Below are 18682 nucleotides of genomic sequence, written 5' to 3' on the forward strand. Positions count from 1 at the left end.
CCCCGCCGCCCGTCCTGTCGCGCCCCTCGCAGGAGGGGCGCCTGTGCCCCGCTCTCCGCTGGACACCCGCTCCGTACCTTGACCGCCAAAGGACTGGACCCATGACGGACCCGCACGACACGCCCTCGACCGCCCCGCGAGCCCAGGGCAGCGACGCGGCACGGCCGGCGGTCACCGCGGCCCCGGCTCCCTCACACCCGGCGCTGGAAGACCTCTTCGCGGACCAGGTGGCCCGCCGCGCCCAGGCCCCGGCTCTGACCGACGGCCGCCGCACCTGGACCTACCGCGAACTCGCCCAGCGGGTCGACCGGTTGGCCGGACACCTGCTACGTCGGGGAGCGGGCCCGGACCAGGTGGTCGCCCTCGTCCTGCCCCGCTCCATGGAACTGATCGCGGCCGAACTGGCCGTCGCCCGTGCGGGCGCCGCCTTCCTGCCGGTGGACCCGGGCTATCCCGCCGAGCGGCGGGCACTGATGCTCACTGACGCCGCCCCCGTGGTGACACTCGACGACCCTGGGGCGGTCGCCGCTCTGCTGGAGCACGGGGACGGCGCTCCCGCGGGCCCCGACGCCGCGCGCGGGGCCGGGCCCGACCGCGCCGCCTACGTGATCTATACCTCGGGATCGACCGGCATCCCGAAGGGTGTGACGGTCACCCACCGCGGCATCGGCGGGTTCACCGCCGCTGCGGTCGAACGGTACGCCGTAGGGCCCGGCGACCGGGTGCTCCAGTTCTCTTCCCCCAGCTTCGACGCCTCTGTGCTGGAGCTGTTCGTCTCTCTCCTCACCGGCGCCACCCTCGTCGTCCCGCCGGACGGTCCCTGGCTCGGCGACGAGCTCGCCGCGGTCCTGGACGAGCACCGCATCACCCACACCCTCATCCCGCCCGCCGCGCTGGCGACGCTGCCGGCCCCCGAACGGGGCACCGGCCGTCATCTGCGCACCCTGATCGTGGGCGCCGAGGCGTGCCCGGCGGGCCTCGTGGACCGCTGGGCCCCAGGCCGCCGCATGATCAACTCCTATGGCCCCACCGAGGCCACCATCGTCGCCACCTGGACCGGAGCGCTCACGGCCGGGCGGGGTATCCCGACGATCGGCACACCCCTGCCGCACACCCGCGCCCTGGTGCTCGACCCCGCGATGCGGCCCGTCCCGCCCGGCGCGGACGGCGAGCTGTACATCGGCGGCGACGCGGTGGCCCGTGGCTACCTGCGCCGCCCGGGCCTGACGGCCGCCCGGTTCGTCGCCGACCCCGCCGGGCCGCCCGGCGCCCGCCTCTACCGGACCGGCGACCGGGTACGGCTGCGTCCGGACGGCGAACTCGACTACCTTGGACGCCTCGACCGGCAGGTCAAGATCCGCGGGTTCCGCGTCGAGCCGGGCGAGATCGAGGCGGCGCTCGCCCGGCACCCCCTGGTCGGCGAGGCCGTCGTCATGGTCCGCGAGGACGAGCCGGGCCGCCCCCGCCTGGTCGGCTACGCCACCCCCGCGGGGCCCGGCGCGCGTCCCGACGCGACGTCCCTGCGCGCCGCCCTCGCCGCCGTGCTCCCCGCTCACCTGGTGCCGTCCGCCGTGGTCGTCCTGGACCGGATGCCGCTCACCGCCCAGAACAAGACCGACCACGCCGCGCTGCCCGCGCCCGAACAGTCCCCCCGCGCGGGCCGGGTGGCCCCGCGCACCCCGCGGGAGGAGGCTCTCGTGGCGATCTGGGCGGACGTCCTGGGCACCGACGCGATCGGCGTCACCGACGACTTCCTCGACCTGGGCGGTGACTCCGTCCTGGCCGCGCGCGCCCTTGCCCGCATCCGCGAAGAGCTGGGCGTGCGGCTGTCCGTCCGGGACGTCTTCACCGCCCGTACCGTCGAGGCGCTCGCCCCGCTGCTGGGCGACCCCTCCGCAGCCGCGCCCGCCGACGCCATCCCGGCTGCCCCGCGCACCGGCCCCCTGCCGCTGTCCAGCGCCCAGCGCAGACTCTGGTTCCTCGATGACCTCGCCGCCGGCGGCGGCGAGTACAACACCGGCTTCACGCTGCGCCTGCGCGGCCCGCTGGACTCCGGGGCTCTGCACCGTGCCCTGCACCGCCTGGCCGCCCGGCACGACGCGCTGCGCACCACCTTCCGCACCGTCGATGGCCAGGGTGCCCAGCTCGTCGCGGCGGAGCCGGACGTCCCGCTGCGCACCGCCGACCTCACCGAGGTCCCCGCCGCTCGCCGCGAGGAGGCGGCCGAGCGCCTGGTCACCGAGGAGCTGGGCCGGCCTTACGACCTGGGCGCCGGGCCGCTCACCCGCGCCCTGCTGGTGCGGCTCGCCGACGCTGAGCACCTGCTGCTGCTCGCCCAGCACCACATCGTGACCGACGGCTGGTCGGTGGGCATCCTCAGCCGGGAACTTGCCGCGCTGTACCACGCCGAGACCACCGGCGAGGCGGACTCCCTCGGCCAACCAGCCGTGCAGTACCCGGACTTCGCGGTCTGGGAGCAGCGCGGGGGTGATGAGGACGCGGAGCACCTGCGCTACTGGCGCAGGCACCTGGACGGCCTCCAGCAGTTGGAGCTGCCCACCGACCGGCCCCGCCCCGCCGTGCGCACCACCGCCGGTGCCGGCCACCGTCACCACCTGCCGCCCGCGCTGATGGCCCGGCTGCGCACCCTCGCCACCGGCCGGGGCACCACCGTGTTCACCGTGCTGGCCGGAGCGTGCGCGCTGCTGTTCTCGCGCTACTCGGGACAGCGCGACGTCGCCTTCGGGACGATCACGAACGGGCGCGGACGCCGCGACCTTGAGGACGTGGTCGGCTTCTTCGCCAACACCGTGGTGCTGCGCACCGAGGTGGACGAACGAGCCAGCGTCGACCGCTTCGTGGAGGGCATGCGTACCACCCTGCTGGACGCGTTCGCCCACAACGCGGTGCCTTTCGACCGGGTGGTCGAGGAACTGGCGCCGCCTCGTGACCCGAGCCGCAACCCGCTGGCGCAGGTCCTCGTCGTCCAGCAGACCGCGACCGCCCCGGCCACCCGGGCGGGCGGGGTGCTCTTCGACGACCACCCGCTGCCCAGGCCCGCCGCCCGCTTCGACCTGGTGCTGGAGTTCACCCCGGACGCGGACGGCGGCTGCGTGCTGACCGCCGAGTACAACACCGACCTGTTCGAGGCGCGGACCGCGGCTCGCATCTCCCGCCACCTGCACCGGCTGCTGGAGGCGATGGCCGACGGCCCGGGGCGGAACCTGGCCGAACTGCCCATGCTCTCCCCGGACGAGCAGCGCACCCTCGTCGACGCCTGGAATCCGCCGGTGGACGCGGACCGCGAGCGTGACGTCCCCGCCCTGCCCGAGCTGTTCCGGGCCCAGGTCGAGCGCACCCCCGACCGGGTCGCCGTCACCCACGGCGCCGAACGGCTGACCTATGCCGAGGTCGAGCACCGCGCGAATCGTCTGGCACGACGGCTCATCGCGCGGGGCGCGGGCCCGGAGACGCTGGTGGCGCTCTGCCTGCCGCGCACGGCCGACCTGGTGGTCGTGCTGTGGGCGGTGCTGAAGTCCGGTGCCGGGTACCTGCCCGTCGACCCGAACTACCCGGCCGAACGCATCCGGTTCATGCTGTCCGACGCCAGGCCCGCCCTCGTGCTCGCCACCGCCGAGACCGCGGCGGCCCTGCCCGTCGACTGCGAGCCGCTCATCATCGGCGACGCCGACGGGGACAAGGGCGCCGCGCCGGACGCGTCGGCGCCCGTCACCGACGCCGACCGGATCCGCCCGCTGCTGCCCGACCACCCGGTGTACGTCATCTACACCTCCGGCTCGACGGGCCGCCCCAAGGGCGTCGTGGTCACTCACCGGACGGTGGCCGCCCTGGCGGCCTGGGCGTGCGGACGGTTCACCGGCCGCGGCGCGGCTCCGGTCATGGCTTCCACCTCCCTCAACTTCGACGTCTCCGTCTTCGAGCTGCTGTGTCCCCTGCTGGCCGGTGCGCGGGTGGAGGTGGTGGCCGACGCGACCGCCCTCGCCGACGCCGGGGTGCGCCGCGCCGGACTGATCAGCGGGGTGCCGTCCGTGGTGTCCCGGCTGTTCGCGGCGGGTGCGGCGCCGGTGGCGGCCGACACGGTCGTGCTGGCCGGTGAGGCGCTGTCCGCGCAGACCGTGCGCGACCTGCGGGCTGCCTTGCCCTCCTGCGAGATCGCCAACATCTACGGCCCCACCGAGGCCACCGTGTACGCCACCGCCTGGTTCGCCGGGGACCGGTTACCCGACCAGGCGCCGCCCATCGGACGACCGGTGGCCCGCACCCGCGCCTACGTCCTGGACGAGAGACTGCGCCCCCAGCCGCCGGGCGTCACGGGCGAGCTGTACCTCGGCGGCGGCGGACTGGCCCGAGGCTACCTGCGCCGCCCCGGGCTCACCGCCCAGCGGTTCGTCGCCGACCCGTTCGGCGCGCCGGGCGCGCGCATGTACCGCACCGGGGACCTCGTGCGCTGGAGCGCCGACGGCGAACTGGAGTACGTCGGCCGCACCGACCAGCAGGTCAAGGTGCGCGGCTTCCGCATCGAACTCGGCGAGGTGGAGGAGGCGTTGCGCCGCTGCCCCGGAGTTGCCGAGGCCGCGGTTGCCGTCACCGACACCGACGGCTCCCGGCGCCTGACCGGCTATGTCGTCCCTCTGCCCGGACAGCGGGTGGACCCGGAGTCCGCCCGCCGTGTGCTCGGGCGGACGCTGCCCGACTACATGGTCCCCGCCACCGTGCTGCTCCTGGAGGCGCTGCCGCTCAACCCCAACGGCAAACTCGACCGTGCGCGGCTGCCCCAGCCCGGCCCGGCCGCCCGCGCCGTACGCCACGTCGCGCCGCGCACCCCCACCGAGCGGTTGCTGGCCGACGTCTGGGCTGAGGTTCTGCGTGCCGAGCGTGTCGGTGTCGACGACAACTTCTTCGAACTCGGCGGCGACTCGATCCTCAGTATCCAAGTGGTGGCGCGGGCGCGGCAGGAGGGGCTGACCGTCACCTCCCGGGACGTCTACCGCCACCAGACCGTCGCCGCTCTGGCCCGCTGCGCCGACAGCGCGGCCGGCCCCCGGAGCGCAGGGGCCGCGCCGGTGGAGCCCACCGGACCCGCGCCCCTGACCCCGATCCAGCACTGGCTGTTCACCGCGGATCCCGGCCGGGCCGGCCACTTCGCGCAGGCCATGTCGGTGCTGCTGCCCGACGACCTCGACCCGGTCGCCCTCGAACGTGCGCTCAATGACCTCGTCGCCCACCACGACGCCCTTCGCTCCCGGTTCGAGACCGGGCCCGGCGTCACGCCCTCCTGGTACGTGCCCGACGCGGGGCAGCGGATCACGCTGACCCGGCACACCGGCCCCGACACCGACAGCCCGCACTTCGGTCCCTTCGACCTCGCGCGGGGACCGCTGCTGCGGGCCGTCCTGCACGACCGGGGTACCGGCCGCGCCCCAGTCCTGCACCTGGCGGTCCACCACCTGGTCGTGGACGGCGTGTCCTGGCGGGTGCTGCTGGAGGACCTGGACCGCGCCTACCGCGTCCGCCGGGGCGGCGCGGACGGCGCGGCGTCTCTGCCGCCGAAGTCGTCGCCGGTGCGCCAGTGGGCGCGGCGGCTGGCCGCGCACACCGCCGCCGGCGGCTTCGATGACGAACGCGAGTACTGGGCTCAGGCGATTCCGCCGGACGCCACCGCCCTGCCCGTGGACCTGCCCGGCCCCGACACCTACGCCTCCACTCGTGCCGTCACGGTACGGCTGAGCACCGAGGACACCGCCGTCCTGCTGCGCAGGCTGCCCGAGACCTACCGCACCCGCCCCAATGACGTCCTGCTCGGCGCGCTCGGCCGCACCCTGTGCGCCTGGAGCGGGCGGGAACGGGTCGTGGTCGATGTCGAGGGCCACGGACGCGAGGAGCTCTTCGCCGACCTCGATCTCTCCCGCACCGTCGGCTGGTTCACCACCCGCCACCCCGTCGCCCTCACCCCCCCGGACAGGGCCCCCTGGGACACCGTGCTCAAGCAGGTCAAGGAGCAGCTGCGGGCCGTTCCCCGGCACGGCGTCGGCCACGACGCCCTGCGCCACCTGGCTCCCCGGGACGGCGACCAAGCCGCCCCGGCCGCCCAGCTGAGCTTCAACTACCTGGGCCGGATGCAGGTCGAGGATGACGGCACGGGCCTGTATCGGGGCTCCTTCCGGCCGCTGGAGCTGGATGCCGACCCGGCGGCCCGGCGCCCCCACGCCTTGGAGGTCGTGGGCCGACTCGACGGCGAGGCACTGGAGTTCACCTGGTTCTACTCCGACCAGGTGCACCACGAGGCCACGGTCACCGCCCTCGCCCGCGGCTACGCCGACGCGCTGGCCGACCTCGCTCGCTACGCCGCCCGGCCGGACGCGGCCGGGCGCACTCCCGGCGACTTCCCGCTGGTGCCCCTCGACCAGAGGACCGTCGACCGCATCGTCGGCGATGCCCCGGGCGCGGTCGAGGACATCCTGCCGCTGACGCCGACCCAGGCCGGGATGCTCTTCCACGGCCTCTCCCAGGACGACCGCGCGGTCTACTTCCAGCAGCTGACGTTCGTCCTGGAAGGCGTGGACCGGCCGGACCTTTTGGCTGCGGCCTGGCAGGAGGTCACTGATGCCACTGCGGTCCTGCGCGGCCGGGTGGTCTGGCAGGACGTGCCCGAGCCGTTGCTGGTCGTCCGGCGGGGCACGCTCGTGCCGGTGACCGGGCTGGACTGGCGCGGTGCGGACGACGAGGAGGTCCGTGAGCGCCTGGACGCGCTGTTGCGCGAGGACCGCGCGCGGGGGTTCGACCTGGCCGACGGCCCGCTCCAGCGCCTGCTGCTCGTACGGGTCTCCGACAGCGCCGTTCGCGTCGTGTGGTCCTTCCACCACCTGCTGCTCGACGGCTGGAGCCTGTTCCAGGTCCTTTCGGACGTCTTCGCCCGGCACGGCGCGCTCGCCGGGAGGCCCGGTGCGCGGCCCCTGCCCGACCGGCGTCCCTGGCGGGACTACGTGGCGTGGCTGGGCGACCGCGACCGCGAGGAGGCCGAGACGTACTGGCGTGAACGGCTCGCCGGACTCGACGAGACGACGCCGCTGCCCTACGACCGGGAGCCCCGCGAGAACCATCGCGCCGAGTCCACAGCCGCCGTAAGGGTCTGCGTGCCCGAGGCCGCCACCCGGGCCCTGGAGGAGCTGGCGCGGGCCTCGGGACTGACCCTGAACACCCTCGTGCAGGGCGCCTGGGCCATTCTGATGGCGCGTCAGTCCGGGCGCTCAGAGGTTGTGTTCGGCACCACCGTGTCGGGCCGTCCCGCCGAGCTGCCCGGCGCGGAGTCGATGACCGGGCTGTTCATCACGACGCTGCCCACCCGGGTCACCGTCCCGGCCGAAGGCACCCTGCGAGAGTGGCTGCGCTCGCTCCAGCGCGACCAGAGCGAGGACCGCCGGCACGACCACCTGCCGCTCAACCGGCTGAAGACGTTCACCGAACTCCCCGAGCGCTCCTCCCTGTTCGACAGTATCGTCGTCTTCGAGAACTACCCGGTGGACGAGACTCTGGCCGCTGCCCACGGCCTCGCCCTGAGCGACCTGGACGGCATCGAGACCACCAACTACCCGCTCGCACTCGTCGCCTACCCGGGCAGCGAGCTGACGCTGCGGCTCGGCTACGACCCCGCGCTGTTCGACGCGGGGACCGTAGGGCGGCTGGGCGAGTATCTGACCGTCCTGCTCACCGAGATGGCTGCCGACCCGGATCGGGCTCCCGTCCGGATACCGCTGCTGACGGCCGACCGCCGCGCCCAAGTACTGCACACCTGGAACGGCACAGCCACCGATCTTACGGAGGCCACCGTCGCCGGCCTCTTCGCCGCGCAGGTCGCGCGCACCCCCGACGCCATCGCCCTGGACACCGGTGACGCCGCACTGACCTATCGCGAACTGGACGCCCGGGCCGCCCACCTGGCCGGGCACCTCGCGGACCTGGGGGTGGGCGGCGAACGGCCCGTCGCCGTGCTCATGGACCGGTCCGCGGCCCTGATCGTCGCCCAGCTGGCGCTGGTGCGCGTCGGCGGGGTGTACGTACCGCTGGACGGCAGGGCGCCCCACGAACGGCTGCGCCGCATGCTCGCCGAAGCCGGTGCCGGGCTGCTGCTCACCGACGCCGCGTGGGAGGAGACCGCCCGCGCGCTGCTGCCCGGCGATGGCGTGCGCCGTGTGGACGACGGGGCGGCGACGTGGGGGAGCGGCACGTTCGCCGACGCCCGCCTCCACCCCGACCACGTCCAGTACCTCATGTTCACCTCCGGTTCCACCGGCGTCCCCAAGGGCGTCGCGGTCCGCCAGCGCGATGTCGTCTCCCTCGTCCGCGACCGGGCCTTCGCCGGACATGAGCGGGTCCTCGTGCACTCCCCGCACGCCTTCGACGCCGCCACCTACGAGGTGTGGGTGCCGCTGCTGCGCGGCGGCACCGCGGTCCTTGCCCCACCGACCGACCTGGACGCCGCCGCGGTCCGCCACGCGCTCACCGAACGAGGCGTCACCCACCTGTGGCTGACGGCCGGACTGTTCCGGCTGCTCGCCCAGGAGGACCCCACCTGTCTGCGCGGTGCCCGCGAGGTGTGGACGGGCGGCGAGGCCGTCCCCGGCGCCGTCGTCCGGCGTGTGCTGGAGGTGTGCCCCGGTCTCACCGTCGTCGACGGCTACGGCCCGACCGAGACCACCACCTTCGCCACCCGGCGGCCCTTCCGCGCCGGGGACCCGCTGCCCGCCGTGCTGCCTATCGGCCGCCCCCTCGACAACACCCGCGCCTACGTCCTGGACGACGCCCTCCAGCCGCAGCCGCCCGGCATCCCCGGCGAGCTGTACCTCGCGGGTGCCGGTCTGGCCCGCGGCTATGCCGGCCGGCCCGGAGCCACCGCCGCCCGCTACCTCGCCGACCCCTTCGGCCCCGCCGGATCGCGGATGTACCGCACCGGGGACATCGTGCGCTGGAGCGCGGACGGCGAACTGCACTTCGTGGGGCGCGCCGACGATCAGATCAAGATCCGCGGCTTCCGCGTCGAACCCGCCGAGATCGAGGCGCTGCTCACCGCGCACCCCGCCGTCGCCGAAGCGGTCGTCACGCCGTACGTGGGCCCCGCCGACGGACGCAAGCGGCTCGCCGCCCACCTCGTCCCGGCCGACGGCGCCGCCCTGCCCGACGCGGCGGAGCTGCGCGCCCATCTCGCCGCCGACCTCCCCGACTACATGCTGCCCGCCGCCTTCGTAGCAGTACCCCGGCTGCCGCTGACCACCAACGGCAAAGTGGACCGCCGGCGGCTGCCGGAGCCCGACTGGTCGGCAAGTGGCGACAGCGCCTACCGGGCCCCCGCCACCGACACCGAGCGCGTCCTCGCCGGGATCTGGGCCGAGCTGCTGGGCAGCGAACGCGTCGGCGTCGACGACAACTTCTTCATGCTCGGCGGCGACTCCATCCTCAGCATCCAGGTCGTCTCCCGCGCCCGGGCCGCCGGCCTCGCCCTCACCCCCCGTGACCTGTTCCGGCACCCCACGGTGGCCCGGCTCGCGGCGGCCACCGGCAGCGCCGCACCCGTGCGTGGCACCGAACCGGTCCGGGGCGAGGTCCCCCTGACCCCGATCCAGCACTGGTTCCTCGACCCGTTGCGCGACCGGCCCGGCGTGTTCGACCAGTCCGTCTGGGTGGACACCGCGCCGGGCGCCGACCCGGATGCCGTGCGCCGCGCGCTGGACGGGCTGTGGACCCACCACGACGCCCTGCGCTCCCGTTTCACCCGCACCGGCGACGCCTGGCATCAGGAGGTCATCGCCGCCGACGTGCCCGCCCCCGGCCTGCTGACGGTGTGCCCGCTGGACGGCCTGGACCCCGAGGCGGCACGACGGGCGGAGGCGGACGCCGCCGCCGAGGCGCACGCGTCTCTCGGCGACGGGACGGGTCCGCTGCTCACCGCCCGCCTGTTCACCGACGGCGCCGGACCCGCCCGCCTGCTGCTCGTCGTCCACCACCTGGTCATCGACGGCGTCTCCTGGCGGATACTCCTGGAGGACCTGGAGACCGCCTACCGGCAGGCCCTGGCCGGCGAGCCGGTGCGGCTGCCCGGCCGCACCACCTCCGTACGGGAGTGGGCGCGCCGCCTGGCCGACCACACCGCCGGCGGCGGATTCGCGGACCAGCTCGCCCACTGGACCCGCGCTGCCGGCCATTGCGCGCGACCGCTGCCCCAGGACGCCGACGGCGGCAACACCACGGCCGATGTCCGCGAGGTCACCGTAGGACTGGACCGGCGGCGCACCGATGAACTGCTGCGCCGCGTTCCGGCCGTCTACCGCACTCGCATCGACGACGTCCTGCTCACCGCGCTGGGCCGGGTCCTGGCCGACTGGACCGGGCACGACACCGTCGCCGTGGGGCTGGAGGGACACGGCCGCGAGGACCAGCTGTTCGAGGACGTCGACCTGTCCCGCACCGTCGGCTGGTTCACCACGCTCTTCCCCGTCGCCCTGGACGTTCCCACGGGGGACTGGGGCAATGCCCTGAAGGCGGTCAAGGAGCAGCTTCGGGCCGTGCCCGGACGCGGCATCGGCTACGGCGCCCTGCGCCATCTCGCCCGTGACCCGCGCCTGGCGGCCGCGCCGATGCCCGGTATCAGCTTCAACTACCTGGGCCGGTTCGACTGGTCGGCCGACGACGCCGCCCTGGTGCGCGCCGTTCCCGGCGGCCTCGGCGGCGCCGACGCGCCCGGGGCCGAACGCCCCCACCTGCTGGACGTGATCGCCCGGGTGGAGGACGAGCACCTGCGGATCAGCTGGTACTACAGCCGCGCCCGGCACCACGAGAGCACCGTCACCGCGCTCGCCGACGCCATGCTGCGCGCCCTGGAGGAGGTCATCGCCCACTGCGCCCGGCCGGACGCGGGCGGCCGTACGCCGTCCGACTTCCCGCTCGTCCGCCTCGACCAGAGCGCGGTCGACCGGCTGGCCGGTGCCGGACGCACGGTCGAGGACATCCTGCCGCTGAGCCCGATGCAGTCCGGGATGCTGTTCCACAGCTTGCTGGAGCCGGACGGGCGCACTTACGTCAACCAGGTGCAGCTGGTGCTGACCGGCGTGACCGACAGCGACGCCCTCGCCGAGGCATGGCAGCGGACCGTGGACGCCAACCCGGTGCTGCGCTCGCACCCGGCCTGGCAGGACAGCGCCGAACCCGTCCAGGTGATCCGGTGCCGGGCGGGCCTGCCGGTTGCCCAGCACGACTGGACCGGCAGGCCCGCGGACCAGTGCGCGGCCGACCTCGACCGGCTGGTCGAGGAGGACCGCCAGGCCGGCCTCGACCTCTCCGGTGCGCCGCTGATGCGGATCACCCTGATCCGGCTGGCTCCCGACCGCGTACGGCTGGTGTGGACCTTCCACCACATTCTGCTGGACGGCTGGAGCGCCGCCCAGGTCTTCGACGAGGTGTGCGAGCGGTACGCGGCGCTCACCGCCGGGCGTTCCGCCCAGGTGCCCGCGCGGCGGCCCTTCGCCGATTACCTGGCCTGGCTCGCCGGGCAGGACACCTCCGGGGCGGAACAGTACTGGCGGGCCGCCCTCGCCGGGTTCCGTGCCCCGACCGAGCTGCCGTGCGACCGCCGCGTCACCGAGGCGCACCGCGCCAGCTCCTCCGGCACGGTGCGGATGACGCTCGACGGCAAGGTGTCCGCGCAACTGCGCGAGACGGCCCAGCAAGCCGGGCTCACGGTCAACACGATGCTCCAGGGCGCGTGGGCGCTGCTGCTGTCCCGCTACGGCGGTGGCGACGACGTGGTGTTCGGCACCACGGTCTCGGGCCGTCCGGCCGAACTGCCGGGCGTGACCGCCATGGTGGGCCTGTTCATCAACACCCTGCCCACCCGTGCCCGCGTCGAGGGGCAGCGCCCCCTGCTGGACTGGCTGCGCGAGCTCCAGTCCGCCCAGTCCGAGTCCCGGCGCCACGACTTCGTCTCCTTGGCGCAGTTGGGCACCTGGAGCGACGTGCCGGGCGGCACCCAGCTGTTCGAGTCCATCGTCGTGTTCGAGAACTACCCGTTCGACGAGGCCGCCCTCGCCCGGCACGGCCTGGCCATGGAGACGGAACGGGACCTGGAGCCCACCAACTACCCGCTCAGTGTGGTCGTCGCCCCCGGGGACGCCCTTGACGTCAGCCTCGACTACGATCCGGCGGCCTTCGACCCCTCCACCGTCGAGGGCCTGGGGGAGAGCCTGCGTACCCTGCTCACCGCGATGGCCACCGCACCCGGAGGGGCCACGCTGGCGGACCTGTCGCTCACCGCGGCCGAGCGGGGCCGCGAACTGCTCGACCGCTTCGGCGGCGCCGGCACCGCCGCCCCCCGGGACACCCTGCCCGGGGCGTTCGCCCGCCAGGCGGCCCGCACGCCCGGGGCGCCGGCCGTCCGCCACGGCGCGGACCTGCTCACCTACCGCGAGCTCGACGAGCGCTCCAACCGGCTGGCCCGGCTGCTCATCGACGCGGGCGCGGGTCCCGAGCAGTACGTCGCGCTCGCCCTGCCCCGCACCGCCGACCTCGTCGTGGCCCTCCTCGCCGTCCTGAAGAGCGGGGCGGCCTATCTGCCGGTGGACCCCGGGTACCCGGCCGAGCGCATAGCGTTCCTCTTCGACGACGTCACCCCCCTCGCGGTCGTCACCGCCACCACGACGCAGGACCGCCTGCCACGGGAGGCGGCCGCCCGGATCGTCCTGGACGACCCGCGGTGCGCCGAACGGCTCGCCGCCGCCTCCGCCCTGCCGGTCGGCGACGGCGATCGGCGTGCCCCCCTGCTGCCCGAGCACCCCGCCTATGTCATCCACACCTCCGGCTCGACCGGCCGCCCCAAGGGCGTCGTCGTCGCGCACGCCTCGGTGCTCGCCCTGACCGACTGGGCAGCGGCCGAGTTCACCGGCCGGGGCCTGGGGCACGTCGTGGCGTCCACCTCGCTCAACTTCGACGTGTCGGTCTTCGAGATCTTCTCGCCCCTGATGTCCGGCGGCTGCGTCGAGATCGTCCGCGACCTTCTGGCCCTGGCAGAGCGGCCGGAGCCGTGGCGGGCCGGACTGCTCAGCGCGGTGCCCTCCGCCCTGGGCCGTCTGCTGGCGGAGGACACTGTGCACGTCGGAGCCGACACCGTGGTGCTCGCGGGGGAGGGGTTGCCCGCCCGCACCGTACGGCAGGTACGGGCCGCCGTCCCCGGCTGCGAGGTGCGCAACATCTACGGGCCCACCGAGGCCACCGTCTACGCCACCGCCTTCACCTGCGACCCAGCGGACCCCGACCGGGACCCGCCGATCGGGCGGCCGCTCGGTGGCGCTCGCGCCTACGTGCTGGACGAACGGATGCGGCCGGTGCCCGTCGGCGTGCCCGGTGAGCTCTACCTCTCCGGGACAGGTGTGGCCCGCGGCTACCTGCGCCGTCCCGGACTGACCGCCTCCCGCTTCCTCGCCGACCCCTTCGGGGCGCCCGGAGGCCGCATGTACCGCACCGGCGACCGGGCCCGCTGGACCGCCGACGGCGACATCGTCTACCTGGGCCGGGCTGACGACCAGGTCAAGGTGCGCGGCTTCCGTATCGAACTCGGCGAGGTCGAAGCAGCCCTGACCCGCCACCCGGCCGTGGCCGCCGCCGCGGCCCGCGTGGTCGAGCACGACGGCCACCGCCGTCTGATCGGCTACGTGGTCCCCGCCGCAGACGGGGCGTGGGACCCGGCGGAGCTGCGTGCCTTCCTCGCCGGCACCCTCCCCGACCACTTGGTGCCCGCCCTGGTGGTGCCCCTGGACCGGCTCCCGCTCGGGGCCACCGGCAAGCTCGACCGTGGGGCCCTGCCCGACCCGGAGTGGACCACCGGCGCGAGCCCCGGCCGACCGCCCGCGACCGCGGCCGAGCGGACCCTCGCGGCCATCTGGTGCGAGGTGCTCGGCCTGCCCGAAGTCGGCGCCGACGACAACTACTTCATGCTCGGCGGCGACTCGGTCCTCGGCATCCAGATCGTCTCCGCCGCCCGCCGGGCCGGACTCGCCCTGACCCCGCGTCACCTGTTCACCCACCAGACTCTCGCCGAACTCGCGGCCGCCGCCCAGGAGGTGCCCGCCCCGGCGGTCGTCGCCGAACAGGGGCCGGTGGTGGGGGAGAGCCCGCTCACCCCGGTGCAGCACTGGCTGCTGGACACCCTTTCCGGCGACCCGTCCCACTTCAGCCAGGCCGTCGCCTACGAACTGGCGGACGACGTCGACACATCACTGCTGCGGTCCGCCCTGGCCGCCGTCCTGGAACGGCACGACGCGCTGCGGCTGCGCTTCGACCAAAGCCCCGACGGGGCGTGGCGGCAGTACGGCACCATGCCCGGCGAGGCCCCGTACCTGGAGGTCCACGATCAGCCGTACGCCCCCGGCGCCGCCGACCGTCTGGCCCACGGCTTCGACCTGGCCAACGGGCCGCTCCTGCGGGCCGCGCTGTACCGGGGCGGAGCAGGGGAGCGGCCGGTGCTGCTGCTCGCGGCCCACCACCTGGTCGTGGACGCGGTGTCCTGGCGCCTGCTCCTGGAGGACCTCGACGTCGCCTACGGTGCGCTGCGCGCCGGAGAAGACCCCCACCCCACGCCCAAGAGCACGTCCTTCCACGCCTGGGCGCAGCGGCTGCGCGCGCACACGGCGGCGGGCGGCTTCGACGACGAGACGGCGTACTGGCGCTCCCAGCACGTCGCAGACCCGCTACCGGTGGACCATCCCGGCGGCGCCAACACGGCCGAGCAGGAGGAGACCGTGACCGCGGGCCTCGACGCCGAGGACACTCGGCGGTTGCTCCAGGACGTCCCGGACGCCTACCGCACCCGCGTCAACGACGTGCTCCTGTACGCCCTGGGGCGGGTGCTGGCCCGCTGGAGCGGGCGCGACCGGGTGGCCGTGGCCGTGGAGGGGCACGGACGCGAGGACCTCTTCGCCGACGCCGACCTCTCCCGTACCGTCGGCTGGTTCACCAGCCTGTACCCGGTCGTCCTGGACGTGCCCCAGGGTGCCGACACCGGCAGCGCGCTCAAGGCCGTCAAGGAGAGCCTGCGGGCCGTGCCGAGGGGCGGGATCGGCTACGGTGCCCTGCGCCACCTGCACCCGACGGCCGGCCGCGGCCTGCCGGACCTGCCGGACGTCACCTTCAACTACCTGGGCCGCCAGGACGGGCGGATGCCGTCCGGCGGACTGCTCCGCGCCCCCCGCGGCGGGCTCACGGGCGGCATGGACCGCTCGGCCGGCCGCCCGGGCCTCCTGGACGTGCTGGGGTGGGTGAGCGAGGGCAGGCTGGAGTTCACGTGGTCGTACTCACGGGCCCTGCACCGCCGTGAGACCGTCGAACGGCTCGCCGGCGAGCTGGCGCAGGAGCTGCGAGCGCTGGTGGAGCACTGCGCCGAGCCGGGCGCGGGCGGACGCACCCCCTCCGACTTCCCGCTCGCTCCGCTCGACCAGGCAGGCGTCGACCGTGTCGCCGGCAGTGGCCGGGACGTGGAGGACCTGTACCCGCTCACCCCCACGCAGACCGGCATGGTCGTGCACGCCATGGACGAGGCCGCCCACGGTCTGTACGTCGAGCAGATCACCTTCGTCGTGGACGGGGCCGACGACACGGACCTGCTCGCCGCGGCATGGCAGCACGTGGTCGACCACACGCCCGTCCTGCGCACCGCCGTGGTCCTCGCCGGTGTCCCCGTGCCGCTGCAGCGCGTCCACCGCCGCGCGGTCGTGCCGGTCACCCGGCACGACTGGAGCGCCCTGCCCGAGGAACGCCGCGCGGTCGCCCTGGAAGAACTCCTGAAGGAGGAGAAGGCTCAGGGCATCGCGCTCGACCGGCCGCCGCTGCTGCGCCTGGCCCTGGTCCGGCTCGGCGACGACGCGATACGCGTGCTGTGGACGTTCCATCACGTCCTGCTGGACGGCTGGAGTGTCTTCCACGTCCTGGGTGACGTGCTGGCCGCCCACGCCGCGCTCGCCCGCGGGGAGCGGCCTCGCCTGCCCGAGCGCCGTCCGTTCGCCGACTACGCCGCCCACCTCGCCCGCCGCGACACTGGCGGCGCCCGCGCCCACTGGCGCGGTGCCCTGGCCGGCCTGGCTGCCCCGACCCCGCTGCCCTATGACCGCAGGCCCGCTCCCGAGACCACCGCCCGCTGCGACACCTGGCTGTCCGAACGGCTGGACGCCCGACGGACGGCGGCCCTGCAGGAGTTCGCCCGCCGCCACCGGCTCACCCTCAACACCCTCGTCCAGGGCGCGTGGGCCCTGCTGCTGTCCCGCTGGAGCGGCACACCGGACGTCTGCTTCGGCACCACCGTCTCGGGCCGCCCCTCCGACCTTCCCGGCGCCGACACCATCACCGGCCTGTTCATCACCACGCTGCCCGCCCGTATCCGCGTCGACGGCGACGCCGGCGCCGCTCCCTGGCTGCGCGCCCTGCAGGAGGCACGCGCGGAGGACCGCCGCTTCGACCACATACCCCTCAACGACCTGCACGCCCTCACCCAACTGCCGCCCGGCTCGGCGATGTTCGACAGCCTGGTGGTGTTCGAGAACTATCCGGTCGGGGACGCCACCGCCGGTGCGCACGGTCTGACCCTGCGCGACCTGGACGCCCGCGAAGCCACCAACTACCCCCTCACCGTGGTCGTCTCGCCCGGGATCCGGCTCGCCGTCGAACTCGGCTACGACCCGCGCCACTTCGACGCGGACACCGCACGCTCCCTCGCCGCCCAACTGCTGCACACCCTGGACGCGCTGGCCGCCACCGACGGCACCACCCGTCTGGACCACCTGGACACGCTGCCGCCGCGGGAGCGTGCCCGGCTCCTGGGCGGACCGGCGCGCCCGGCAGTGGACCCGGCACCCCCGGCGACCCTGCCCGCCCTGATCGAGGCGGCCGTGGACCGGTGGCCCCAAGAGCCCGCGCTCAGCGATCCCGGCCGGCTGCTGACCTTCGCCGAGGCGGAGACGCGCGCCAACCGCCTCGCCCACCGGCTGATCGCCCGGGGCGCCGGGCCCGGCGACCTCGTGGCGCTGCTGCTGCCCCGCTCGCTCGACATGGTGCTGGCTCAGCTCGCCGTGGCCAAGACGGGCGCCGCCTTCCTGCCGGTGGACCCCGCCTACCCGGACGAGCGGATCACGCTCATGCTGCGCGACGCCGCCCCCGTGCTCACCCTGGACGCCAAGGAGGTCGCCGCCCTGCTCACCGACCCGGCCGACGACAGCCCCGGCCGGCCCACCGATGCCGACCGCAGCCGCCCGCTCGACCTCGACGACCCCGCCTACGTCATCTACACCTCCGGCTCCACCGGAACCCCCAAGGGCGTCGTCGTCACCCAGCGCGGGATCGCCGCGTTCGCCGCCGCCGAGGCCGCCCACTACCAGGTGGGCGAGGGGGACCGGGTGCTGGCCTTCGCCACGCCCAGCTTCGACGCCTCGGTGCTGGAGCTGTGCGCGTCCCTGCCGCACGGCGCCCGCCTGGTGGTGCCCGAACCCGGGCCGCTGCTCGGCGAGGCCCTGGCCCACGTCCTGCGCAGCGAGCGCATCACCCACACCCTGCTGCCCCCTGCCGCGCTCGCCACCCTGCCGCCCGGCACGCCCGGCACCCTGGCGGACCTGAAGACGCTGATCGTCGGCGCCGACACGTGCGGCGCCGACCTGGTCGCCCGCTGGGCCCCGCACCACCGTATGGTCAACTCCTACGGCCCCACCGAGGCCACCGTCGTCGCCACCTGGTCCGCGCCCCTGGGCCCGGACGCGGCCGCCCCGCCGATCGGCCGCCCGCTGCCCGCCACCGGCGCCTACGTCCTGGACGCCCGGCTGCGGCCGGTCCCCGACGGGGTACCTGGCGAACTCTGGCTCAGCGGACCGGCTCTGGCGCGCGGCTACCTTGGCCGCCCCGGCCTGACCGCCGCCCGCTTCACCGCCGACCCCTACGGACCGCCCGGCACCCGCATGTACCGCACCGGCGACCTCGTGCGCCGCGACGGCCAAGGCGAACTGCACTACCTGGGCCGCATCGACCACCAGCTCAAGCTGCGCGGCCACCGCATCGAAGCAGGCGAGGTCGAGACCGTCCTCACGCGCCACCCGGAGGTCCTGGACGCGGTGGTGAGCGTCCGCGAGGACGAACCGGGCCTGCCCCGGCTCGTCGCCCACCTGCTCACGGCGCCCGGAGCCGCGCCCGTGGCGGAGACGGAACTGCGCGCCCTCACCGCGCGGTCGCTGCCCGGCTACATGGTGCCGACGGCCTTCGTCTGCCTGGACCGCTTCCCCGTCACCGAGAACGGCAAGACCGACCGGGCCGCCCTGCCCGCGCCGGCCCCCGCCGCCAGCACACCGCCGTCCGCACACGTGGCGCCCCGCACCCCCGTCGAGGAGGCGCTAGCCGGTCTGTGGGAGGAGGCCCTCGGCACGACCGTGGGAGCCGAGGACGACTACTTCCTGCTCGGCGGCGACTCGATACGCGCCCTGCTCATCGCCTCCCGCACCAACGACCTGTTCGGGGTGGACCTCACCCCGCGCGACGTCCTGGTCTCGCGCACCGTCGCGGCGCTGGCGGAATTGGTGGAGGAACACGTGCTCAGCCAACTCGAAGACGCCGCCCAAGGCGGCCCCGACCACGAAGAACGGTGAGGACC

General features: G+C 74.9%; 1 protein-coding gene. It reads left to right on the plus strand.

Annotated elements, in window-relative coordinates; genetic code table 11:
- Window positions 1-101 precede the first annotated feature (101 nt).
- The gene (locus ACZ5ID_RS29060; RefSeq protein WP_468903673.1) at window positions 102-18677 is read left to right on the plus strand and encodes a non-ribosomal peptide synthetase; all 18576 of its coding nucleotides are present in this window, start codon (window positions 102-104) and stop codon (window positions 18675-18677) included.
- The last annotated feature ends 5 nt before the right edge of the window (window positions 18678-18682 follow it).

This window comes from Streptomyces sp. NPDC031670 (genome assembly GCF_055580545.1).

Coding starts and splice junctions, on each gene's coding strand:
- ACZ5ID_RS29060 (WP_468903673.1), top strand. CDS start 102: ATGACGGACCCGCACGACACGCCCTCGACCGCCCCGCGAGCCCAGGGC.